Origin of the sequence: Kitasatospora sp. NPDC058032, from assembly GCF_042885845.1 — a bacterium.
Taxonomy (GTDB): domain Bacteria; phylum Actinomycetota; class Actinomycetes; order Streptomycetales; family Streptomycetaceae; genus Kitasatospora.
Map to the genome: position 1 here is coordinate 554,494 of NZ_JBHVRK010000001.1, position 20,563 is coordinate 575,056.

Here is a 20,563-nt window from a genome sequence, read left to right on the forward strand (position 1 = left end):
CTTCGCGGAGCTGAATGCCAGGCTAGGGGGTTTCCGGATAGAGACTCAACAATATTCCTGCCATCGACTAAAAATCTTGCGATATATCTCGAAAATGGTCAGCCCAACCGCCCATCTTTACCCGGGCATTCTCACCCCAGAGCGCATATCCCTCGAAGGTCAGGAACTCGTCCAGATAGTCCTGGACATCTCGGGGATCGCGGAACACGAGCGCTCCCGTGGAGACTTCCACGATGGCCAGGGATTCGTCATAGACGGTGAAGACGTTCAACGGCGCCCATGGCATGTGGCCGGCCATCGGAATCACCCCGATCCGGACGTTCGGCAGCCGGGAGACGGAGACCAACCTGTCGATCTGCATCGCCATGGCCTGCGCCGGGACGAGGGGCCACCGGCAGGCCTGCTCGGTCAGGATGAAGCTGAACTGCTTGGACGACTCGTAGAGGACGTCCTGCCGTTCGAGCTTCTTGGCGATCGCCTTCGTATGGTCCCCGGGAAACGGGGCGAGGCTGGCCCGAACGTACTCGGGCGTCGCGAGCAGTCCGGTGATCATCGTCGGCAGGAAGTAGCGGAACCGGATCGTGCTGCGCTCAAGTGTCGTCAGCTCGATCTGCTTCCTGTCGAGGCCCTTCCGCCGCAACGCTCGCGCATCCTGCCACTCGGTGTTGGCGAGGCGGGCAAGCGCCGTCACATGAGCGACGAGGTCCAGCGGCGCGTCCAGCGCCCGCAGGATCAGCTCGACGTCGACAAGTGACGGTATGACCCTGCCGGTCTCGATCTTGGAGATCTTGGACTGCGACATGCTGACACGCCGAGCAAGCTGGACTCCGGAGAGTCCAGCTCGCTTGCGAAGCTCTTGAAGGATTGCCGCCAGGTCAGAACTCGATTGACCCAGCTCCTGCGGATCAAACGTCAATGCCCTTCACGTACTCCTCGAAAGGCACCGACTCGGCGATGGCAATGCGCTGGTACTCGATGAACGGACTGACGTCGCCCTCGAAAACGGTGCGGTCGATCTGTGTCCCGTCGGGAAGGTAGTTCATGAGCACCACCTCCCTCTTGTCGAACATCCAGAAGTCGGTGACTCCAGCCAGTGGATCGGGGCGGTCCGTGACATCCATGATGCGGATGTCCTCCCCCGCCCAGACGTGCGGCAGATAGTACATGAACTCGTAGCGAAGGTACTCGGAGAGCGGGCGCGTGACGATGTGCACCCGCCCCTTCACCTTTCCCTCGCGCCGGACCCGCTTGAGGTCGTCGGTGTACTCGTTGGAGTGTGCGTGCGGGTCGATCCGCTCGCCCGCCCGGAAGGCCCGCAACTCCTCGATCTCCTGCGGCACGTTGTAGACCGGGAGGGTTTCGAGGCGCCATGCCTCCGTGGCGAAGTCCCGGAACCTGGACTGCCAGGCGTCACCATCCAAGCGCACGAAAAGCCTCCCGAAGCACGCTCTCGGGGATCTCCACCAGTCCTTCGCCGCCGGGCGGCGTGAAGGCGTCGGACACGTCCCCCTGGACCACGATCGTCCCGCGGTCGGTCCGGTACACGTTGGGGCAGTCGTTCTGGTTGCACTCCCCCGATCCGCTGCCGTTGCCCGTGTTGGTCAGCCTCGTGAGATTCGACCTGCTGTCCATCTCAACCCCCTGAGTTGCAGAGCCGTCAGACCCGACCGCAGTGACGCTAGAGAGCCGGTCAGCCTGTGTCCACGGCGGGAAGGGACTATTCCCGTATTGGACTAAAGATCACGGCCGAAGGGCCCAAGGATCCATCGGCCGAGGGGAGTTCGCTCCCGGCGCTGCACAGGAAGTCGGACGGGCCGACTTCCTGTGCAGCCGGCCACCCGCACCGGTGGGTTCGGGGCGTGAGGGTAGGGTGGCGGGTAGCTGTTGGCGGGGGGAGGGAAGGCGGGTTGACGGTGCTTCACGTCATCACTGGCGCGCCGGGGGCCGGGAAGTCGACGCTGCTGGGGCACTTGGGGGCGTACCCGTTCGGGAGTGTCGACTTCGATGAGTTGCCGGAGCCGGATGGCAGGCTGCTGGGCATCGGCATCACCTCGCCCTCGGCGAGTCCCGTGTGGCCCGCCTACAACAGGCTCTGGGTGAAGATCGCGAACATGATGCTCCGGGCCGGCGGGCCCGTGCTGATCCTCTGCCCCTTGACGCCGGGCGAATGGGCGAGCGCGGCTGCCGACGTCGTGGACCCGCCGTGCACCTCCTGGGCGCACCTCGATTGCGTCGACGCCGACAGGCGTGCACGGCTTGCCGCGCGCGGGTGGGGCCCGGATCGGATCGAGGGCGCGATCAAGGACGCCGAGGAGCTTCGGTGCGCGGTGGACCGGCAGTTCACCACCACCGGCCGGAGCCCTGCCGAGGTGGCTTCGGCCGTCGCCGACTGGATCGCCAACGGCCCGGAGTAGCACCTCGGCCCCGGGACGAAGGGTCAGCGGCAGGCCCGCTCGATCCAGGCCGCAGCAGGGCGATCACGCGCGAGTCGAACAGCCGGGCGCCCTCCTCCGGAAGGCCGGGGCGGCGTATCGGAATACGAGCTGAAGCTCGACCGGGTTCGGATCGACGACACTTCGAGAACGACGGCTGCTGGAGCAGCACGGCCGGCAGCCTGGGTGCGCTGCTCCTTCGCGGCCGGGGCCCGCGACGGTCGTGGAGGCCGGCCTCGACGACCTGCGCGAAGTGTTGCCGTTCGCGCGCGTCCGAAAATATGTCCGATTTACACGTGGCCAGGGGGGCGGCGCATGCCATTTCATGGCGTACACAAAGCAGTTGATCAAGGCATTGAAGGGGGACTGCACCATGCGATTCCGTGCACTGACCGCCGTCTCGGCGCTCACGGCTCTCACCCTCATCGGCATGGTTCCGGTGGCGCAGGCGGCCGGCCCGTCCGCTCCTGCGGCGGGCGGGGGGCCCACGTTCGAGAGTTCGGTCCCGGACGTGGCCCGGGCGATGGACGCCGCACGCGTGGAAGGGACCCCGTCCATCGCCGACGCGACCCAGTGGCGGCAGGTGTGCTTCCAGGCGCACTCGCGCTCCGCCGGGTGGACCAGCACGGTGTGCAGTGACGAGCCCGGCTTCACCGGGACGGAGGGCCACAACGACCCGATCGACGGCCTCCGTTTCTGGGTCAACAAGGTCGCCGACATGGACTTCAACGTGCAGGTCCACTGGGCGAACGACGGTAGCGGCTGGGAGTATCACGTGCCGCCGGGCGGCTCGATCGAACTCGACAACGGCAACGGCAACGTGGTCGAGGCGATCCACCTGCGGAGCTCCAACGAGCCCATGAAGGCCGCTGCCCACGTGAAGAACGTCGGCTGGAAGGGCACGAACCTGTTCGCCTATGACCAGTGGATCGGCAGCATCGGCGAGAACCGCTGGATGGAGGCCTTCTGGATCGACATCTGATCCGGCGCTCCCTTAGCGATCCGGGGTCGAACGGGTTCAGCCGGCGGATCGGGCGAAGGCGAGGAAGGACTGCCAGGCCGCCGGGGTGAAGGTGAGGTGGGGGCCGGACTTGTCCTTGGAGTCGCGGACGAGGACGGCGGACGTCGTCTCGGCGACCTCGACGCACTCGCCGCCTTCGCCACTGCTGTGGCTGCTCTTGTGCCAGCCGACCTCGATGCAGCAGGCATTGTCGTTGAGGCTGTGGCTGCTCTTGAACCAGGCGATCTCGACGCAGTTGCCGCCCTCGTTGCTGCTGTAGCTGCTCTTGAACCACACCAGATCGCTGCTCATCGCTCTCCCTGAAGTGAGGTTGCTGTAGCGCCCGTTCAGGATACGGAGCGTCGCCCAGGGTGGCCATGGCACAACCCCTACACGGCGGGGACGGCACCCACACAGAGAGCGGCCGTCCACCGGTGGGTGGACGGCCGCTGGGCATCGAGTGGGGAGACTGGTCGTCAGACCGACTGCGCGAACTCGACGAAGGACTGCCAGGCCTCCGGCGAGAAGGTGAGGTGGGGACCGGACTTGTCCTTGGAGTCACGCACCAGCACGGTCGACGTCGCGTCCGCGACCTCGACGCACTCGCCGCCCTCGTTGCCGCTGTAGCTGCTCTTGAACCACACCAGTTCGCTGCTCATCGCTCTCCCAGAATCTTCTCGATCATCGCCATGGACTCCTGCGGAGTGTGCGCCTGCGACCTGAGCGTGCTGTAGCGCGCGTTCAGGATCCGGACTTCACTCTGATCCGTAATCAGCCTACTGCTCGTCTGCACCTCGATGTAGCCCACCTGCGAGCGCCCCCTCGGCGTGAGCAGGATGAACGGGCCGCCCATACCAGCGTGCTCCGTGCGGTCGAGCGGCATCACCTGGATCACCATCCCCCTGGTGCGCCCGACCTCCAGCAGGTGCCGCAACTGCTCCGCGTGCACGTCCCAGCCCCCCATCGGCCGACGGAGCACGCTCTCGTCGATCACCCAGCTGAACATCGCGCGAGGCCACTTCGTCAGGACCTCCTGCCGCGCCATCCGGGCCGCCACCCGCATCTCGATGACCTCCTCAGAGAGAAGCGGCTGACGCATCTCGTAGACAGCTCGCGCGTGGGCCTCCGTCTGAAGCAGCCCCGGGAAGTCCCACATGCTCCAGTTGTTCAGGTCCTCGCACACCGCCTCCAGGCCCGCGTAACCCCGGAACCACTCGGGGTGCCGCACACGGGCCTTCGCCTTCGCCTGCTCGATGTCGTCCGCGATGATGAGCAGCAGGCCACCCGCGTCCAGGATCCTCTCCGCCGCCTCCAGCAGCTCCCGCTGCGGCGTACGCTTGCCCTGCTCCACCGCGCCGATCAGGCTCTCGGTGTAGCCGACCTGCTTGGCGAACTCCTTCTGCGTCAGGCCGGCCCGCTCGCGCAGCAGCTTGATCTGCTTGCCGACCGCCCGCAGGAAGTCCGACACCTCGGACAGGTCCTCGTCGAGCTGCGGGCGCGCCACGTCGCCGCTGTCTCCGCCGGTTCCCTTAACTTCGGTCATTACGACCTCCCCATTTTCCGGTCACGGCCGACCGCCGTCACGCGACACTTTCCGCACACACACAGGCACTCACCGTGCCCACCAGATGCGTCGTCAGCCTAAGCCTGGGGGGGCAGGCTTTTCCCCATGAAGTCCGAAATTCCCCTCGACGACCCCGAGCCGCGCGCCCACACCGCGCTCCTCACTTCCACCCCCAAGGGAGCCGCCATCGGCCGCCGGATCGCCCGGCAGCAGCTGACCGCCTGGGACCTCAACTCCCTTTGGCCGGAGGCGTTTCACCACGCGTTGATCATCGTCGCGGAGCTGGCCGCCAACGCCTCCACCCACGGGCGCACTCCGGGGCGCGGGTTCGAGCTGCACCTCTCGCTCACCACCGCGCGCCGGGCGTGCACCACCGTGCTCCGGATCGAAGTCTCGGACTGCCGAGGGGACCGCCGCCCCGTCCTCCCGTCGGCGGCCTGCCCGCCGGACTCCCAGTCGGGGCGCGGGCTCACCCTCGTCGACGCGCTCGCCGACCGTTGGGGCACCCTGCCCCGGGAGCCCAACTCCAAGACGGTCTGGGCCGAACTCGATCTGCCCGTCGCCGAGTTCAAGACCGCCCCCGACCCCTCCCCCACTGACGATGTCGCTGCCTGACCAGACCCCGCACCCCCAGCACAGCCCGGCCGCCGCCGCGGCCTACACCGTCCTTCCCTTCGCCCTCCTCCTCGCGCTGATCGCCTGGATCTACCCGGTCCTGAAGTACCACCACGACCTGCACCCCACCACCCCGGCCGCCACAGCAACCGCGACTGCGACCGCGACCGCGACCCCGACCGCAACCCCCAACCCCTGACCACCGCACAGGAAGTCGGCCCCGCCGACTTCCTACTCCCCCTCCATCGCCGGCCGCCGGGCGTCGACCTCGATCTCGATGCGCATCCGGGGGTCGGCGAGTCCGCAGACCATCATCGTGGCCGCGGGCCGCACCTCCCCGAAGTACCGCCGCAGCACGGGCCAGCAGGGCTCGAAGTCCGCACGCTCCGGCAGCAGATACCGCACCCGCACCACGTCGGCGAAGGTGCAGCCGGCCTCGGCCAGGGCCTCGCCGATGTTGCGCAGGCACTGCTCGGCCTGCTCGACGACGCCGTCGGCGATCGTCATCGTCCGGTAATCGAATCCGGTGGTCCCGGAGACGTGCACCGCATCCCCGACGACCACCGCCCTCGCATAACCGATCTGCTCCTCGAAGGTCGAACCGCTGAGAATGGCGCGTCGCTCTGTCATGCGGCGAACGCTAAGCACGCTGCGGCGATACGTCCAATACCCGAATAACCATCGCCTGATATCCCTAGGAATATGGACCGCCCCGAACTCCCGCTCCCCCAGTTGCACGCTTTCACCGTGCTCGCCGAGGAACTGCACTTCGGCCACGCCGCCGCCCGCCTCGGTATCGCGCAACCGCCGCTCAGCCAGCAGATAGCCCGGCTGGAGACGAAGGTCGGGCACCCGCTGTTCGTCCGCGCGTCGGGGCGGGTCGCGCTCACCCCGGCCGGGCGGGAGCTGCTGCCGGCGGCGCGGCGGGCGCTCGCCGACCTCTCCGACGGGCTGGCCGCCGCCCGGGCGGTGGGCAGCGGGCGGGCCGGGCGGCTGCGGATCGGATTCTCGGCCTCCCTCGCGCTGACCGTCCTGCCGGGACTGCTCGCCACCTTCCGCACGCGCTACCCGGACGTGGATCTCGACCTGCGCGAGATGACCACCGCCCCGCAGCTCGCCGCCCTCCAGGAGCGGACGATGGACGTCGGGCTGCTGCGCGAGCCCCCGGACGACGCCGGGGTGGGGCCGCTCGCCTTCCGGACCGTGCTCACCGAGCCGTTCGTCGCCGTGCTCCCCGCTGACCACCCGCTGGCCGCCCAACGCGCCATAGACGTCTCCCAGCTGGCGGACGAGCCGTTCGTCCTCCTCCCCCGCCCCGTCGGGCCGCGGCTCTACGACCGGATCACGGGGCTGTGCGAAGCGGCGGGGTTCGCACCGCAGGTCGTGCAGCACGCGGTGGAGTGGCAGACGGTGTGCGCGCTCGTCGGCGCGGGGCTCGGGGTGTCGCTCGCCCCGGCGAGCATCCGGCGCCTGCGGCTGCGGGAGGTCGCGTTCCGCCCGGTCGAACCGCGCACCGCCCGCACCCTGGTCGCCGCCGCCTGGCGGCGGGAGGACCGGAGCCCCCTGGTGGCCAACCTCCTCGCGGCCCTCGGCGAGGGCGGTAAGGGCGGCAAGGGCGACGGGGACGGCGACCGGCAACGCCGCAAGAAGGGGTAACCGGCCAGCCGATCGACTTCAAGTCACCTATCCCCCAAGGCTGTTGGCGCTCTAGAAATAGGACTCATACGAACCATATGGTTACGACCAACCGCCGCGGCAATAGCCCGGCCGGACACCTGTCCCACCGTACTTGGAGGGAAACATGAAGAAGCCCGGCATCCTCGCCACGATGGCCCTGGCCCTCGCGGCCACCCTGGGCCCCGTCGCCGGCGCGCAAGCGGCGCCGGCCGAGAACGGGCCCGCCGGCGCCGGTGCGTCGATCACCGCCGATGTCACCACGAGTGCCGTCGCCAGCGGGACGGCCCGTACCTCCGCCGAAGGCTGCCCCGTCGCGCTCGAATGGGGCGCGCCCACCGTCATCACCCTGTGCGGCACCACCGTCCGTGGTTGGACGTGGCCGGACGGCCGGCACGAGCATGCGGCCGTCGGTTCCGACCGCCAGGTCTGGCACACCTTCCAGACCAGCCCGAACGGACCGTGGTCCCCCTGGACCGTCTTCGGCTCCGCCAGCAACGTCCTTGACGGCGTCGGGACCGCGTACGTCAACGGAGTCCGCGCGGTCTCGGTACTCGGCAGCGACGGCCTCTACTGGTGCAACAGCCTCGACGTCAACGGCAGCGGCGTCTGGACCGACTGGCACCACTGCTGACAGGTGCCCGGGTGACCGGGTGACCGGACGGGAACTGGGACGACTAGCGGTGCCAGTTGCTCCAGTTCCCGCCCGTGTCGCGCTCCTTGTACCAGCTGTTGCCGTCCGTGCCGCGCGCCTTCAGCTGCAGGTAGTTGCCGCTGTGGGCGCTGATGGTGGCGTCGGAGGTGAGCACGCCGCCCAGCGAGACCACGGGGCTCGCGGTGTTGTTCGGGGTCATCCAGGTGGTCCAGATCGCGTGGTCCGCGCCGACGAAGAACGACTGGCGGGTGCCGTCGTCGAAGTAGTACATGGGGATGTTGAAGCCGTACCCGCCGCCGCAGAGGAACTTCGCGCCGGGCCAGCCGATCCAGTTCTCGGCCGTGGTCGCCGGCTTGGTGCACATGTAGTTCACCAACGTGTCCACCTGCGCGGCCTGGGCGGTGCCCGCCGTACCGGCGACGGTCCCCGCCAGCGTGGCGGCGACCACGGCCGACGACGCGACGGCCTTCCCGAACCTCTTCATCCCCATGACCAGAACCTCCCGATGACGGACCGGCCCGCCCACCGGTCCGGCAGGCGGTACGAAGGCCCTCGCCGCCCATCCTCGGCTGCGGATTCACCGCCTTCGGGGGTCACCGACGAGGACGGCCCGAGCGGCCGGGCAGGAGTGCCCGGCCGACCTCCCGACGACTGCCCGCTCGCGCGGAAAACCGCTTGCCGGGGGCACGCGGGCAGTGCTGATACTGCGGCATGAGCAGAATCGCGCAGGTCATCGTGCTGGCGACGTACGCGGACGAGGCCATGGAGCCGCTGACGCGGGAGGACTCGCCGGACTGGCGCTTCAAGCCGCTCGACCTGTTCGCCGGCGGGTGGGTGATCGAGTTCCACGGGATGCGCCCGCGGACCGGGCTGCTGCGGCGGCTGGAGTCGCTGGCGTGGCCGCACCCGGAGAGCGTCCAGGTGCTGATCCACGACGAGGAGGACGACTGCTACGGGCTCTGGATGATGCGGGACGGCGTCCTGACCGAGGTGCCGGTCCCCGGTCACCGGCGCTACTACGGTCCGGCACCGACCGGCGACGACCCGCCCTCGCCGGGCTCCCTGTGGCGGCCGGACACGGCGGCGACGGCCGTCGCCGGCTGGGCCCGCACCACGCCCCAGGATCCGCGTCCCGCCTGGTGACGCCCGCCGGGCCGGGCGGTCCCGCGGAAAAGCGCGTGCCCGCACGGAACGGCCGGTGCGAGACTGCGGGCCATGAGCGAACCCGAACTCAGCGAGCTGGACTACCTCCGGGAGATCGCGCGCCTCGCACACGACGTGACCGTCGAGGCGTCCGCCGAGGACCGGCTCTCGTACGCGGAGGATCCGCAGGACGCGACGCCGTTCCAGCGCAGCGTCAACGCGCTCGCCCGGGCGGTGCGCTCGTACCACTTCGAGGGCGACGGCTGTGTGGAGGACCGCCCCCTCCTCAAGCTGGCCGCAGCCGCGGTCCTGAAGCCCGGGGCCATGCCGGCGGGGGCGGAGGAGGACTACGAGCAGGCGTGCGCGCGGTTCGGGGTGGAGCCCCGGGCGCTCTGGCACACCTGGGGCGAGGGCGGGCTCCAGGTGACCATGGTGGTGTCGGCGGTCGGGACGACCGAGGGGTTGTTCCAGAACTGGTCGCTGGGCCGGGAGTTCGACCCGGTGACACCGCTGCCCTCGCAGATCGCCCTCGTCCACCACGGCTGGACCGGCCCGATGACGTTCGCACCGCGCGGCCTCCGACGCTTCGGGCTCACGGGGACACCGCTGTCCTGACGGCCGCGGCGGGAGTCGGCGCTCAGCGCGCCGGGACCGGGCCGGGGACGAGACGGGGGACGAGACGGACGTAGGCGACCATGCCGAGGACCTCGACCAGCGTCTGCGTGACGACGACGGAGGCGGCGAGGGCGAGCGTGTCCGGCAGGGCGAGGGCGAGCGGGAGGACGACCAGGGAGTTGCGGGTCGCGCCGGTGAAGACGATCGCCCGGCCGGCGCCGGTGCCGAGCCCGAAGAGGCGGGCGACGGCCTTGCCCGCGAACGCCATCACCACCAGGAACAGCACGTAGAACGGGACCATCCCGGCGACGTCGCCCAGGCTGTCGCCGAGCCTGGGGACCTGGGAGGCGACCACGGTCAGCAGGGTCGCGGCCATCAGCGGCACCATCGTGGTGCTCGCGGCGTCGGACACCCGCTGCCCGGCCGGGCGGCGGGCGGCCCAGGCCTGGAGCAGCCAGGCGAGGGCGAGCGGGACGACGATCAGGGTGAGGAAGGCCCGCAGGAACGGGGCGGCCTCGACGGTGTCGGCCAGCTCCGAGCCCATGAACAGGTAGAGGAACACCGGGAGCAGCAGCATCTGCGCCACCAGCAGCAGCGGGGTGGCGGCGAGCAGGCGGCGGCTGGAGCCGCCAGCCAGGCCCGAGAAGACGATGACGTAGTCCACGCACGGGCAGAGCAGCACCAGCAGCGCGCCGATGCGCACGGCCCGGTCGTCGGGCAGGAAGGTGAACATCGCGGCCACCACCAGCGGGGCGACGACGAAGTTCACCGTCAGCGCGGCGGCGAGGAAGCGGGTGTCGCGCAGTGAGCGCAGCAGCTCGGCGGCGGGCACCTGGAGGAAGGTGACGAACAGCAGGGCGCCGAGCACGGGGTTGATGGCGTGCTCCAGTCCGGGGGCCGCGCCCGGGGCCAGCCGGCCGAGCAGGCCGCCGAGCGCCATCGCGGCGAGGTAGATCGCCACTTGGTGCCGTTCCATCCGCTCGACGGGGCCGCCGCCGTCGCCGCTGCCGCTCGCCGGTTCCTGCTGTGACACTCCCACTGCTCCCTCGTGCGTCGGCGTCGGGCCGCCACGGTGGCGGGCCGGGGTTCATCCTCGCAGGTCAGGACGGTCGGGCCGGATGGGGCCAGGTCGGGCGGGTCAGGAGCCGTCGGGGCAGGAGGCCTTGCGGCGCTTCTCGAACTCCTTGGTATTCATCAGCTTGTAGTCCCAGTCCCAGCCGCCGGCCGCCCAGGTGCCGACGGGCAGGCCGAGCAGCACGTCGCCGGGGACGGTCACGCTGAGGGTGCGGTCGCGGGCGACCTCCACGGTGTAGCGCTTGTCGGCGACGACGCCCTCGGCGAGCGCGCCGTGCGAGGTCCAGCCGGGCGGCGGGTCGCCGAGGTCGACCTTGTCGGTGGCGGAACGGCCCTCGCGCGGGCGGACCTCCACCTTGTCCGTGCCGGGGAAGACCTTCACCCGGACGGCGTGCAGGCGCTCGTCGTGGCACAGGCCGGTGCGGACGACCACCCGGCCGGACTCCATGCGGACGCCGATCAGCTGCTCCTGCTTGGGCTTCGGCCCGCCGCAGCCGACCGTCGCCGTCACGGCGGCCGTCACCATCACCAGCACCGTTCTCACCCCGCACCGCCGCACCCCGTACCTCCTTCGCACCCACCCGATCGGACCCGACCGGACGATCCTGCCCCACGGGCCCCACCCGCCGCACAGGAGGGACCGGTGGAGGCGTTGCGGGGCGGGCCGTCGGGAGGGCAGCGGCCCGTGCCCCGAGGGGAAAGGGGCGCGCCCCGCACCGGGGGGACCGGTGCGGGGCGCGGGGTGGGGCGGGGTGGGGCAGGGGGTCAGCCGTCGTAGCGCAGGCCGTGGCCGAAGCGGAACAGCGGGTCGGCGGTGTCGAACGGGACGTCCGGGCGGCTGGCCTCCACGGCCGCCATCGAGGACGGCAGGTCGAACGGCAGCGAGCCCTGCGGGCGCTCCTCGCCGAACAGGAGCTTGGCGAACGCCTTCTCCTCGGCTCCGAAGTTGACCGTCAGCGCGGCGGCGTGGCCCGCGATCCCGGTCAGGATCGCCGGGCGGTCCAGGTACACGTCCACGACCGTCGGCACGGTGGCGCAGATCCGCCGCACGCGCTCGACCTCCTCGGCCGGGAAGTCCAGCGAGCCCGCGCGGAAGAAGGACTCGACGGTTCCCTCCTCCCCGCGCGGCTCGAACGGCGCCGCCAGCCGCAGCACGGCCACGTCCGCCTCCTCCGGCGTCGCGACCAGGGCCGCCCGGTCACCCAGGACCTCGGCGGACAGTCCCTCCGCGTACACCTTCAGCGCGCCGCCCGGGGCGAGCGGCAGGCGGGCCGGGCCGGCGTCCGCGTTGGCCAGCAGGACGAACGCGGCCGCCTGGGCGGCGAGGCCCTCGGCGCGCGCCCCGGCGGAGCCGACCAGCAGGTCGGCGGCGTCCTCGTCCAGGTAAGGCCGGTCGAACAGGCCGAGCCGGAACTTCTCGCGCAGCAGTCGGCGCGCCGAGTCGTCGAGACGCTGCTCGGTCACCTTCCCGGCCGTGACCAGGTCGACCAGCACCTGCGGACGGCACTCGCCGCCGAACTGGTCGACCCCGGCGTCCAGGGACTTGAGCATGCGCTCCTCGTAGGTCAGCTCCTCGACGCCCCAGAACTTGTCGCCGAGGATGGCCCAGTCGGTGCAGACGATGCCGTCGTAGCCGAGCCGCTCGCGCAGCAGGCCGGTGATGATCCCCCTGTTGAAGCCGAAGCCGACCTCCTCGTACTCGGTGCCCACCGGCATGCCGTAGTAGGGCATCATCTGGGCGACGCCGGCGTCGATGACGGCCTTGAACGGCGCGAGGTGGTAGTCGAAGTGGTCGCCCGGGTAGACCTGCTCGCGGCCGTACGCGAAGTGCGGGTCCTCGCCGTTCAGCTGCGGGCCGCCACCGGGGAAGTGCTTGGCCATCGCGGAGACCGACTCCGTGCCGACCTCCTCGCCCTGGAGTCCGCGCACGTAGGCGACGGCGAGCTTGGAGGTGAGCTCGGCGTCCTCGCCGAAGGTGGTGCTGATGCGGGCCCAGCGGGGCTCGGTGGCGAGGTCGATCTGCGGGTGCAGGGCGACCCGGATGCCGACGGCCAGGTACTCGCGGCGCACCGTGTCGGCCCAGCGCTCGACCAGTTCGGGCGAGCCGACGGCGGCGAAGCCCAGCGGCTCGGGCCACTGCGAGAACGGGCCGGCCATCAGGGCGGTGGCGGGGTTGTCGGTGAAGGAGTGGCGCGGGTCGCTGGAGATGGTGACCGGGATTCCCAGTGGCCGCTCCAGGACGGTGCGCTGGAGGGTGTTGTGCCAGGCCGCCAGGTCCCGCGCGCTGCTCGCCCAGAGGATGTTGAAGTGGTTGATGCGCCGCTCCAGGAGCTTCGCCATGGACGGCATGCCGAAGAGGCCGGGCTCGTCGAGGGCGGCGGTGTGGCCCAGCGGGTGGAACATCAGGCCGACCTTGTCCTCCAGCGGCAGGCGGCTCAGCAGGTCCTCGACGCGCTGGTCGACGGAGAGCGTCGGGTCCTGGTACGGGAAGCGGGCTTCGGTGCTCATGACGGGGGCCTTTCTCGGTGGTGCAGGGGGGCGGGGAGTCGGGAGGGTCAGACGGCGCTTCTGATCCTGGTCACCAGCAGCGCGCCGGCCAGGCAGAACACGGCGGCGAGGCCGAACCAGAGCGAGTAGCCGGCGCCGCCGAGCAGGGCGTTGCCGACCGGGATGACGACCACGCCGGCCAGGAACGGCGAGAGCGAGGCCGGCAGGGTGTTGGCGATGTTGAGCACGCCCAGGTCCTTGGCCGTGTCGTCCTGACTGGGCAGCAGGCTGATGGCGAGGGCGTTGTCGACGGCGAAGAACATGCCGGCGCCGATGCCGAGCACCGCTTCGAGGACGAGCAGGGTGCCGAGGCCGGCGTCGCCCAGGTACGGCGTGACGGTCACCACGGCGAGCACGGCCGCCATCACCAGGCCGCCGCCCATCACGAAGGGCTTGCGGCGGCCGACGCGGTCGGAGACGGTGCCGCCGACGACGCTGGCGACGACCAGGGTGGCCACGCTCAGGCCGTTGGCCAGGGCGTTGAAGCGCAGCTGCTCGCCGGTGTCGTCCATGCCGAACTCGGCCGCCAGGAAGAGCGTCAGATAGCCGGCGAGGGCGCCGTAGCCGAGCATGATGAGGAACTTGCTCAGCCAGGCCCAGCCGAAGTCCGGGTGCTTGCGCGGATCGAAGACGAAGGAGAGCAGCAGGCTGCGCAGGTTGAGCGGCTCGTCCGGCGGGGCGGTGCGGACGCGGTCGGGCAGCCGGGCGGCGAACCAGAAGCCGAGGACGACGGCGATGGCGGCCGGCACGGCGAAGCGCAGGAGGTCGCCGGGCAGCACGGAGAGCAGGACCGAGCCGATCATGATGCCGATCGGGGTGACCGCGCCGACGATGCCGGACACGCTGCCGCGCCTGGCCTCGGGCACGTGGTCGGCGACGGTCGCTCCGGCGGCGGCGAAGGCGACGTTGGCAGCGCCCTGGGCGGCGCACCAGGCGACCAGCAGCAGCGGGACGTTGGGGGCGAGGGCGCAGGCCACCAGGGCCAGGGCCATGACGGAGATGCCGCCGACGATGAACGGGCGGCGCATGCCGAACCGGGAGGCGCAGCGGTCGGAGAGGCGGCCGGCGAGAGGCTGGGCGACCAGCGCGAACAGGGCGCCGGTGCCGCTCACCAGCCCGAGCTGGGCGGGGGCGTCGTCCAGGCCCACGAGGTCCTGGATCTTGACCGACAGACCTCCCATGACGGGGGCGAGCACGGCCAGGTACATGCCGAACTGGCCGAGGGCCAGTCTTCGGACGAAGCCGTGCGGTGCCTGCGGCGCGGGGGTCGCCGCGGGCAGGGGCGGGGATTCGAGCATGGGGGAGCTCCTTGGAGGCCGGCCACGACGGCGGGGCGGAACCGGCCGCGATTGCGGGGGTCGCGGCGTGGGGCCAATTGCTACACACGTGTAGCTTTCTGTCAAGCAACCCTGCTACCGTTCCCCCATGACCACCTCAGGAGCCGGGGCCCGCGCCGGGGCCCGCGCCGGGACCGCCACGGCCGGCGGGTACGCCAAGGGCCGCGCCCGGCGCGCCGCGATCATCCACAGCGCCGCCGAGCACTTCGCGCAGCGCGGATTCCGGGCCGTGACGATCCTCGACCTCGCCGCCGCGTGCGACATCTCCCGGGCCGGTCTGCTGCGCTACTTCCCCGACAAGGACGCGCTGCTGCAAGCCGTCCTGGAGGACCGCGACCGGCTCGACCGGGAGCGCTTCCGGCCCTACACCCGGCTCGGCGGCGGCCTCGGCGTGCTGCGCGGGATCGTCGACCTCGCCGGGCACAACGAACTCACCCCCGGGCTCATCGAGCTGTTCGTCCGGCTCTCCGGCGAGGCGTCCGACCCCGAGCACCCCGCCCACGCCTACTTCGCCGAGCGCTACGACCGCATCCGGCGCGGCACCGCCCACGCCCTGCGCGAGGCCGGCGAGGCCGGCCACCTGCGGGCCGGCACCGACCCCGGGGACGCCGCCGTCCGGCTCACCGCGCTGATGGACGGCCTGCAGACGCAGTGGCTGTTCGACCGGTCCGTCGAGATGGCCCGCCATGTGCGCGAGGCCGTGCTCGCGCTGCTGAACGAGCGGGGCGCCGCCGCCTTCGAGGCGCTCACCCCGCCCGCCCTGCCCGACTGACCGTCAGTTCGCCTCCGGGCATGCGTGGTCGAGGATCGCGTCGACCTCGATCTCGACGAGCCACTCGGGGTCGATGAAGCGGGACACCTCCACGAACGTGGTGACCGGGCGGACGGCGGCGAAGCGCTCGCCGTGGGCGCGGGCGGCCTCGCGCCAGGCGGTCACGTCGGTGAGCATGATCCGCGTCCGGACGACGTCGGCCGGCCCGGCGCCCGCCGCCTTCAGCGCCGCCTCGGCGATGTCCAGGCAGCGGACGGTCTGGGCGTACACGTCGCCCACCCCGACCGTGCCGCCGTCGTCCCCGATCGGCGCCGTTCCGGCGACGGCCACGTGCGCGCCCTTGCGCACCGCGCGGGAGAATCCGATCTCCGGCTCCAGCGGGGAGCCGGAACTGACGTTCTGTCGATCTTCGTGTGCCATCGCGCCATCATGGCAGGGACCGACGACCGGACGGCGGGGCCGAGTGGGGCCGGCCGAGCACGATCGCGATCGCCAGGAAGACGGCGGCGATGCCGAGGAGTTGGAGCCCGGACAGCGTCTGGTCCTTGACGAGGTAGCCCAGCAGCGCCGCCGTCACCGGGCTGGCGAGCGCCAGGAAGGAGACCGTCACCACCGGCAGACGGGCCAGGCCCCGGAACCAGAGCAGGTAGCTCAGGACGGCGCCCAGACCGGCGAGGTACCCAAAACCGAGGACGTTGGAGCCGGTCAGTCGCGCGGGAAGGGGCTCCAGCGACAGCCAGCACGGCAGCAGGACCACGCCGCCCGCGGTGAGTTGCCACCCGGTGAAGGTGAGCAGGCCGACGCCGTCCGGGCGGCCCCACCGTTTGGTCAGGGTGAGGCCCGCGGCCATGCACAGCGCCCCGCCGACGGCGGCGAGCACGCCGGTGCCGTCGAGCGGGACCGCGCCCTTGAGGACGAGCAGCGCCACTCCCCCGGCGCCCAGGGCGCAGGCCAGCGCGCGCCGGGCGGTGACCGGCTCGCCGAGGACGGCGGCGGCGAGGACCACGACGAACATCGGCTGCGCGGAGAGGATCACGGCGGCGACACCGCCCGGCAGTCGGTACGCGGCGACGAAGAGCAGCAGGTTGAAGGCGCCGATGTTCAGCACGCCCAGCACCAGGGCGCGCCACCACCAGACGCCGGCGGGCAGTCGGCGGCCGGACGGCGACCGGCCGCCGAGGGCCAGGAGGAAGAGGCCGCCGGGCAGGGCCCGGACGGTGGTGGCCAGCAACGGCCGGTCCGGGGGCAGGAGTTCGGTGGTCACCAGGTAGGTGCTGCCCCAGACCGCCGGCGCCAGGGCGGTCAGGGCGACGGTGGGCGCGGTCGTCAGGCCCACGCGGTGTCCTTCGGGGTGTTGTGCTCGGTGCCGTTCACGTGACGCTCCTCTCGGCTGCACGGGCGCACGCAAGCGCGCCCCGGGGACGGGAGTTGAGGGGAAGGGCACCAGTCTCGCGCCGGGCGGATCGATGAGTCCAACACATGCTTGTCACCCGACGCATCGCGTATCACGATGGATCGATGGAGCTCCAGCAGATGCGGTACGTCGTCGCCGTGGCCGAGACGAACAGCTTCACCAGGGCCGCCCAGCGCTGCCTGGTGGTGCAGTCCGCGCTCAGCCACCAGATCGCCCGCCTGGAGAAGGAGTTGGGCGCGCGGCTGTTCGAGCGCACCAGCCGCCGGGTCCGGCTGACCCCGGCGGGCGCGGCCTTCCTGCCGGCCGCCCGGCAGTGCCTGGACGCGGCGGAACGGGCCGCCGCCGAGGTCGCCGCGTCCCTCGGGGAGGTGCGCGGCCGGCTCACGGTGGGGCTGATCCCCTCCGTCGCCGCCGTGGACATCCCCGCCGTGCTCGGGGAGTTCCACCGGCGCCACCCGAAGGTCCGGGTGAGCCTGAGCGTGGGCGCGAGCGACGACCTCGTCGAGCAGGTCCGGCAGGGCGCGATCGAGGTCGCCTTCCTCGGCATCCCCGTCACCGCCCGCCCCCGGGATGTGATGGCGCGGGAGCTGGCGCGGGAGCGGCTGGTCGCCGTGGTCGCCCCGGACCACCCGCTCGCCGGGGAGACCTCGGTGGACCTGCGGCGGCTGGCCCCGGAGGTGTTCGTGGACCTCCCGGCGAAGACCGCGGGCCGGGCCCAGTCCGATCTGGCCTTCGCCGCCGCCGGCCTCACCCGCGAGGTCGCCTTCGAGGTGACCAACGCCGACTACCTGGCACGGCTGGTCGGCGCGGGCCTGGGCGTGGCCCTGCTGCCGCCCTCGTACGTCGCGGGCCTGACGACCGGCATGGTCACGGTCGAGGTGACGAACGCGCCCGCCCGCGCCGAGTACGTGGTCTGGGGCCGGGAGAACCCCCACCCGGCCGCGGCCGCGTTCCTGGAACTGCTGGGCTTCGGTGAGGAGTGACCGGTGATCGGCGCGGTCAGCCCCGCATCGTCCGGGCCAGGTCCCGGCCGCCGCCCGGAGCCGGCCGGCCGTTACGGGGCGCGCTGCGCCCGGTCGGTTCAGAAGGAGGCCAGGCCGAGGGCTTCGCGCAGCGAGGCGTAGAAGACGCAGAGCAGCAGCCAGACGCCGAGGCCGGCGGTCACGGCGGCGAGGATCCGGCCGAAGCGGCCTCGCCGCTCCTTGGGGCGGCGCAGCTGCCGCACGCCGAGCACGGCCACCAGTACGGCGAGGGCGCCCAGGGCGTAGGCGAGCACGGGGCTCAGGCGGTGGGCGAGTTCGGCGAGCACGGGGCTCAGGCGGTGGGCGAGTTCGGCGAGCACGAAGGCGGCGGCCAGGGAGCCGGTGGTCAGCAGCGCGAGCAGCGTGCCGCCGACCACCTCGATGACCGCGTCCCGCAGGAACTCGCCGATCGCGTACAGGCAGCCGCGAACCGGCCCGTGCGGGGGGTCGGCCACGGGCGTCGGATCGCCCGGCTGGTGGACGGGTTTGCCGAGGTCAGGGGTGCCGAGGCTCTCGTCGCTCACCTCCACCACCCCCGTCGTCCCTCGCCCGTCGCCGCACGCTAACACGGGCGGCGGGGAAGGAGGAGGGGCGGATCGGGGGCCGGGGGTCAGGGACGGGGTGGGCGGTCGTCGAGGAGGGCTTGGCCGAGGGGGGTGAGGGTGTGGCGGACGCCGGGGCCGGAGCGTTCGGTGGTGAGCAGGCCGGCGGCGCGCAGGACGCCGGCGTGGTGGCTGGCGGTGGCGGCGGAGGTGCCGGTCCGGCGGGCGAGTTCGGCGGTGCCGGCCGGGTCGGCCGCCGCTCGCAGGGTGCGGGCGCGGGTCGCGCCGAGCAGGGCGACCAGTGCGCCGGCCGGCTCCTCCGCGGCGGCGGCCCAGACGGTCCGGTAGGTGGCGAGGTCGCGGGCCAGCGGGTAGTGCAGCACCAGCGGGTGCTCCGGGCCACGGTTGTCGGTCATGACCAGCGGCTCCGGCCAGAAAAAGGTGGGCACGAGCAGGATGCCGCTCCCCCGCAGCCGGATATCGGCGTCCAGCGGGCAGGGCACCGTCAGCACCGGTGACGCCCAGCGGATCTCGGGGTGCAGCGAGCCGAGCAGGCCGTCCAGTCCGGCGTCCACCGTGGCCAGCGCCCGCAGCGTCCGCTCGGTGTGGGCGGCGGCCAGCAGCTGCGACCAGTACGGGGCGACCGCGAAGGCGTGGTAGTCGCGCAGCCTGCGGTCCACCACGGCGCGCCACTCCCGGGAGCCGCCGTGCAGCTCCCGCACCCAGCGGGGCGTCCTCGGCCGCAGGTACTCCAGGACCTTCAGGTCCGCCGCCCACCGCCGGCGCGACAGCGACCAGGTGTGGTCCAGGCTGTCCGGCAGGCTGTCGGTGGCGGCGTGCAGGAACGCCTCCGGCGCCTCCGCCGCCCCGGCGGGCGTCGCCAGCTCGAACAGCGGCCCCAGGTGGGGGCGCAGGCGTTCGCGGGTCCGGCTGCGCCACCCCTCCAGCGCCACTCCTCCCACGTCGCGGGTCTGGACCAGCGACAGGCTCAGGACCGTCTCGGCGAGCGGGTCGGGTGCCCGCGCGATCCGGACCCTGGTCAGGTCGTCGTGGGTGAAGTGGATACGCAGCAATCCGGTCCCTTCCGTCGGCCTCCCGGCGGGGTTCGGCGACGTCCCGGCCACGTCCCCCACCGCTCCCTGCGGCCCCGGGCGGCCGTGAGCCCACCGTAGCCGCGACGGTCGGACGCGTAGGGCGCGTTGCGCGGCTCTGACCGGTTCGTGGCGCCGCCCGGACATTGCCCCGTCCGAATTCGATGCAGCTCGAACGGTTTTGGGACGAACTGCGGCGGTTCGTGAGACCGGCGGCCGGGGACGCCCGGACGCCGTCAGACGTGCGCGCCCGGGGCGGCGGTGGAGCCGGCCTGGACGCCCAGGGTGCGTTCGGCCTTGGCGACGGCGGCGCGGTAGTAGAGCGAGGCGAGTCGGGCGTCACCGGAGTCGCGCTGGAAGAAGCCGAAGGCGAGGGCGACGCCGCCGAGGCGTTCGATGCCGAGGAAGCCGTTGAGCCGGACGCCGGCGAAGGTGCCGTCGAGGCGGACGGCCGGGGCCTCCTTGCGGTCGCCGAGGGTGAGCGGGGTGACGGTGAAGGTCACGGCCTCGCCGGTGCTGTCGGTGAAGGTGAGGCTCCGGCAGTCGGCGAACGCGGCGGTCGCGGCGGCGAAGTCGGCGGTCAGGCGCTCGGGTTCCTCGGCGGTGAGCGACTCGGTGACCATCGGGTTGCCGTCGGGGCCGTCGAACTCGACTTCCTGGTGCGGGGTCCGGGACGGGCTGTGGGCGCCGGTGCGGTTCAGCAGGGCGCGCAGCGCGTCGCAGCCGGTCACCGGTGAGGCACCGGCGCCGGGTTCGGGTTCGGCCTCCGGCTCGGGCGAGGAACCGGGGTCGGGGGTGGATCCGGGGTCGGTGGGGACCTCGGTGAAGTCGGGGCCCAGCTCGGTGGCGGTCAGCAGGGCGGACCTGAGCTGGTCGTCGGTGGGCGACCCGGTGGCGGCGCGGACGGTGGTCACGGGCGCGGCCGGTACCGATCCGGCGGCGAGCTGGGCGGTGCCGAGGGTGAGCACGGTGGTGACGGCCGCGGCGGTGAGGGCGAGGAGAGGCCTCGGGAGAGACATGCGGCCCCCGATCGATGAGGTCGGACAGGGACAGGCGTCCAGTGTCC

The 20,563-nt window shown here is 71.9% G+C and carries 27 protein-coding genes; 10 read left to right on the forward strand and 17 right to left on the reverse strand.

All coding sequences use genetic code 11. The features are described from left to right. Positions 1-67 precede the first annotated feature (67 nt). From ACFVUH_RS02450 to ACFVUH_RS02460, 3 genes are read right to left on the reverse strand one after another with little or no spacing between them, the layout of a single operon-like run. Complete coding sequence (locus ACFVUH_RS02450; protein WP_387910636.1) at positions 68-916, reverse strand: Scr1 family TA system antitoxin-like transcriptional regulator; 849 nt, start codon at positions 914-916, stop codon at positions 68-70. Then, entirely contained in the window at positions 906-1,427 is a 522-nt protein-coding gene (locus ACFVUH_RS02455) for a DUF6879 family protein (RefSeq protein ID WP_387791402.1), read from the reverse strand. Before ACFVUH_RS02455 ends, ACFVUH_RS02450 begins: the two co-directional genes overlap by 11 nt. Further along, positions 1,411-1,632 carry a hypothetical protein gene (locus tag ACFVUH_RS02460; RefSeq protein WP_387791400.1) on the reverse strand — a complete coding sequence of 74 codons (222 nt, stop codon included), beginning with the start codon at positions 1,630-1,632 and terminating at the stop codon, positions 1,411-1,413. Before ACFVUH_RS02460 ends, ACFVUH_RS02455 begins: the two co-directional genes overlap by 17 nt. A 275-nt stretch (positions 1,633-1,907) precedes the next feature. Between ACFVUH_RS02460 and ACFVUH_RS02465 the strand changes: the two genes are divergently transcribed. Then, positions 1,908-2,414 carry a hypothetical protein gene (locus tag ACFVUH_RS02465; RefSeq protein WP_387910637.1) on the forward strand — a complete coding sequence of 169 codons (507 nt, stop codon included), beginning with the start codon at positions 1,908-1,910 and terminating at the stop codon, positions 2,412-2,414. Between the two features lie 391 nt (positions 2,415-2,805). Then, positions 2,806-3,414, forward strand: coding sequence for a hypothetical protein (locus tag ACFVUH_RS02470; protein WP_387910638.1), 609 nt, complete (start codon positions 2,806-2,808; stop codon positions 3,412-3,414). 36 nt (positions 3,415-3,450) lie between these two features. Here the strand turns inward: ACFVUH_RS02470 and ACFVUH_RS02475 are convergent, their stop codons facing one another. The 3 genes from ACFVUH_RS02475 to ACFVUH_RS02485 form a co-directional block, all read right to left on the reverse strand. After that, positions 3,451-3,744: a DUF397 domain-containing protein gene (locus ACFVUH_RS02475; RefSeq protein WP_387910639.1), complete on the reverse strand. Its 294-nt coding sequence runs from the start codon at positions 3,742-3,744 to the stop codon at positions 3,451-3,453. A gap of 164 nt (positions 3,745-3,908) precedes the next feature. After that, on the reverse strand, positions 3,909-4,091 hold the full coding sequence (locus tag ACFVUH_RS02480) for a DUF397 domain-containing protein (protein ID WP_387791395.1): 183 nt from the start codon (positions 4,089-4,091) through the stop codon (positions 3,909-3,911). Next, a complete protein-coding gene (locus ACFVUH_RS02485; protein WP_387791393.1) occupies positions 4,088-4,975 on the reverse strand; it encodes a Scr1 family TA system antitoxin-like transcriptional regulator in 888 nt (295 codons plus the stop codon). The genes ACFVUH_RS02480 and ACFVUH_RS02485 overlap by 4 nt, the downstream gene beginning before the upstream one ends. Before the next feature lie 126 nt (positions 4,976-5,101). Here ACFVUH_RS02485 and ACFVUH_RS02490 point away from each other — a divergent pair, with 126 nt between their 5' ends. Both ACFVUH_RS02490 and ACFVUH_RS02495 read left to right on the forward strand, forming a co-directional pair. Beyond that, the gene (locus ACFVUH_RS02490) at positions 5,102-5,611 is read left to right on the forward strand and encodes an ATP-binding protein (RefSeq protein WP_387910640.1); all 510 of its coding nucleotides are present in this window, start codon (positions 5,102-5,104) and stop codon (positions 5,609-5,611) included. Then, positions 5,598-5,810, forward strand: a complete 213-nt coding sequence (locus ACFVUH_RS02495; RefSeq protein WP_387910641.1) for a hypothetical protein — start codon at positions 5,598-5,600, stop codon at positions 5,808-5,810. Before ACFVUH_RS02490 ends, ACFVUH_RS02495 begins: the two co-directional genes overlap by 14 nt. A 32-nt stretch (positions 5,811-5,842) precedes the next feature. On the opposite strand, the gene ACFVUH_RS02500 is transcribed toward ACFVUH_RS02495, so the two are convergent. Beyond that, complete coding sequence (locus ACFVUH_RS02500; protein WP_387910642.1) at positions 5,843-6,241, reverse strand: RidA family protein; 399 nt, start codon at positions 6,239-6,241, stop codon at positions 5,843-5,845. Positions 6,242-6,313: 72 nt separating this feature from the next. On the opposite strand from ACFVUH_RS02500, the gene ACFVUH_RS02505 reads away from it, so the two are divergent. Continuing rightward, on the forward strand, positions 6,314-7,267 hold the full coding sequence (locus ACFVUH_RS02505) for a LysR family transcriptional regulator (RefSeq protein ID WP_387910643.1): 954 nt from the start codon (positions 6,314-6,316) through the stop codon (positions 7,265-7,267). 145 nt (positions 7,268-7,412) lie between these two features. Continuing rightward, positions 7,413-7,919 carry a hypothetical protein gene (locus ACFVUH_RS02510; protein WP_387910645.1) on the forward strand — a complete coding sequence of 169 codons (507 nt, stop codon included), beginning with the start codon at positions 7,413-7,415 and terminating at the stop codon, positions 7,917-7,919. 43 nt (positions 7,920-7,962) lie between these two features. On the opposite strand, the gene ACFVUH_RS02515 is transcribed toward ACFVUH_RS02510, so the two are convergent. Further along, positions 7,963-8,430 (reverse strand): hypothetical protein, encoded by a 468-nt coding sequence (locus tag ACFVUH_RS02515; protein ID WP_355366583.1) that lies wholly within the window; start codon positions 8,428-8,430, stop codon positions 7,963-7,965. Between the two features lie 221 nt (positions 8,431-8,651). Here ACFVUH_RS02515 and ACFVUH_RS02520 point away from each other — a divergent pair, with 221 nt between their 5' ends. Together ACFVUH_RS02520 and ACFVUH_RS02525 are read left to right on the forward strand one after the other, a co-directional pair. Beyond that, positions 8,652-9,083 carry a hypothetical protein gene (locus ACFVUH_RS02520; RefSeq protein ID WP_355366580.1) on the forward strand — a complete coding sequence of 144 codons (432 nt, stop codon included), beginning with the start codon at positions 8,652-8,654 and terminating at the stop codon, positions 9,081-9,083. Between the two features lie 72 nt (positions 9,084-9,155). Then, positions 9,156-9,698 carry a hypothetical protein gene (locus tag ACFVUH_RS02525; RefSeq protein WP_387910647.1) on the forward strand — a complete coding sequence of 181 codons (543 nt, stop codon included), beginning with the start codon at positions 9,156-9,158 and terminating at the stop codon, positions 9,696-9,698. 22 nt (positions 9,699-9,720) lie between these two features. On the opposite strand, the gene ACFVUH_RS02530 is transcribed toward ACFVUH_RS02525, so the two are convergent. From ACFVUH_RS02530 to ACFVUH_RS02545, 4 genes are all read right to left on the reverse strand, one after another. Continuing rightward, the gene (locus tag ACFVUH_RS02530; RefSeq protein ID WP_387910771.1) at positions 9,721-10,674 is read right to left on the reverse strand and encodes an arsenic resistance protein; all 954 of its coding nucleotides are present in this window, start codon (positions 10,672-10,674) and stop codon (positions 9,721-9,723) included. Between the two features lie 162 nt (positions 10,675-10,836). Beyond that, positions 10,837-11,298, reverse strand: coding sequence for a hypothetical protein (locus ACFVUH_RS02535; RefSeq protein WP_355366574.1), 462 nt, complete (start codon positions 11,296-11,298; stop codon positions 10,837-10,839). Between the two features lie 239 nt (positions 11,299-11,537). Next, on the reverse strand, positions 11,538-13,280 hold the full coding sequence (locus ACFVUH_RS02540; protein WP_387910649.1) for a glycoside hydrolase family 3 protein: 1,743 nt from the start codon (positions 13,278-13,280) through the stop codon (positions 11,538-11,540). A gap of 47 nt (positions 13,281-13,327) precedes the next feature. Further along, complete coding sequence (locus ACFVUH_RS02545; protein WP_387910651.1) at positions 13,328-14,617, reverse strand: MFS transporter; 1,290 nt, start codon at positions 14,615-14,617, stop codon at positions 13,328-13,330. A 127-nt stretch (positions 14,618-14,744) separates the two neighbouring features. Here ACFVUH_RS02545 and ACFVUH_RS02550 point away from each other — a divergent pair, with 127 nt between their 5' ends. Next, positions 14,745-15,428 carry a TetR/AcrR family transcriptional regulator gene (locus ACFVUH_RS02550; RefSeq protein WP_387910652.1) on the forward strand — a complete coding sequence of 228 codons (684 nt, stop codon included), beginning with the start codon at positions 14,745-14,747 and terminating at the stop codon, positions 15,426-15,428. Between the two features lie 3 nt (positions 15,429-15,431). Here the strand turns inward: ACFVUH_RS02550 and ACFVUH_RS02555 are convergent, their stop codons facing one another. Then, positions 15,432-15,848, reverse strand: a complete 417-nt coding sequence (locus tag ACFVUH_RS02555; RefSeq protein ID WP_355366562.1) for a Rid family hydrolase — start codon at positions 15,846-15,848, stop codon at positions 15,432-15,434. A gap of 7 nt (positions 15,849-15,855) precedes the next feature. Next, positions 15,856-16,758 carry an EamA family transporter gene (locus ACFVUH_RS02560; protein ID WP_387910772.1) on the reverse strand — a complete coding sequence of 301 codons (903 nt, stop codon included), beginning with the start codon at positions 16,756-16,758 and terminating at the stop codon, positions 15,856-15,858. Positions 16,759-16,946: 188 nt separating this feature from the next. On the opposite strand from ACFVUH_RS02560, the gene ACFVUH_RS02565 reads away from it, so the two are divergent. After that, entirely contained in the window at positions 16,947-17,825 is an 879-nt protein-coding gene (locus ACFVUH_RS02565) for a LysR family transcriptional regulator (RefSeq protein ID WP_387910654.1), read from the forward strand. 98 nt (positions 17,826-17,923) lie between these two features. On the opposite strand, the gene ACFVUH_RS02570 is transcribed toward ACFVUH_RS02565, so the two are convergent. The 3 genes from ACFVUH_RS02570 to ACFVUH_RS02580 all read right to left on the reverse strand — a co-directional run bounded on the left by ACFVUH_RS02570 (position 17,924) and on the right by ACFVUH_RS02580 (position 20,516). After that, positions 17,924-18,388: a hypothetical protein gene (locus ACFVUH_RS02570; RefSeq protein WP_387910656.1), complete on the reverse strand. Its 465-nt coding sequence runs from the start codon at positions 18,386-18,388 to the stop codon at positions 17,924-17,926. An 86-nt stretch (positions 18,389-18,474) separates the two neighbouring features. Further along, positions 18,475-19,479 (reverse strand): ArsR/SmtB family transcription factor, encoded by a 1,005-nt coding sequence (locus tag ACFVUH_RS02575; RefSeq protein ID WP_387910657.1) that lies wholly within the window; start codon positions 19,477-19,479, stop codon positions 18,475-18,477. 254 nt (positions 19,480-19,733) lie between these two features. Continuing rightward, the gene (locus ACFVUH_RS02580) at positions 19,734-20,516 is read right to left on the reverse strand and encodes a hypothetical protein (RefSeq protein ID WP_387910659.1); all 783 of its coding nucleotides are present in this window, start codon (positions 20,514-20,516) and stop codon (positions 19,734-19,736) included. Positions 20,517-20,563 lie beyond the last annotated feature (47 nt).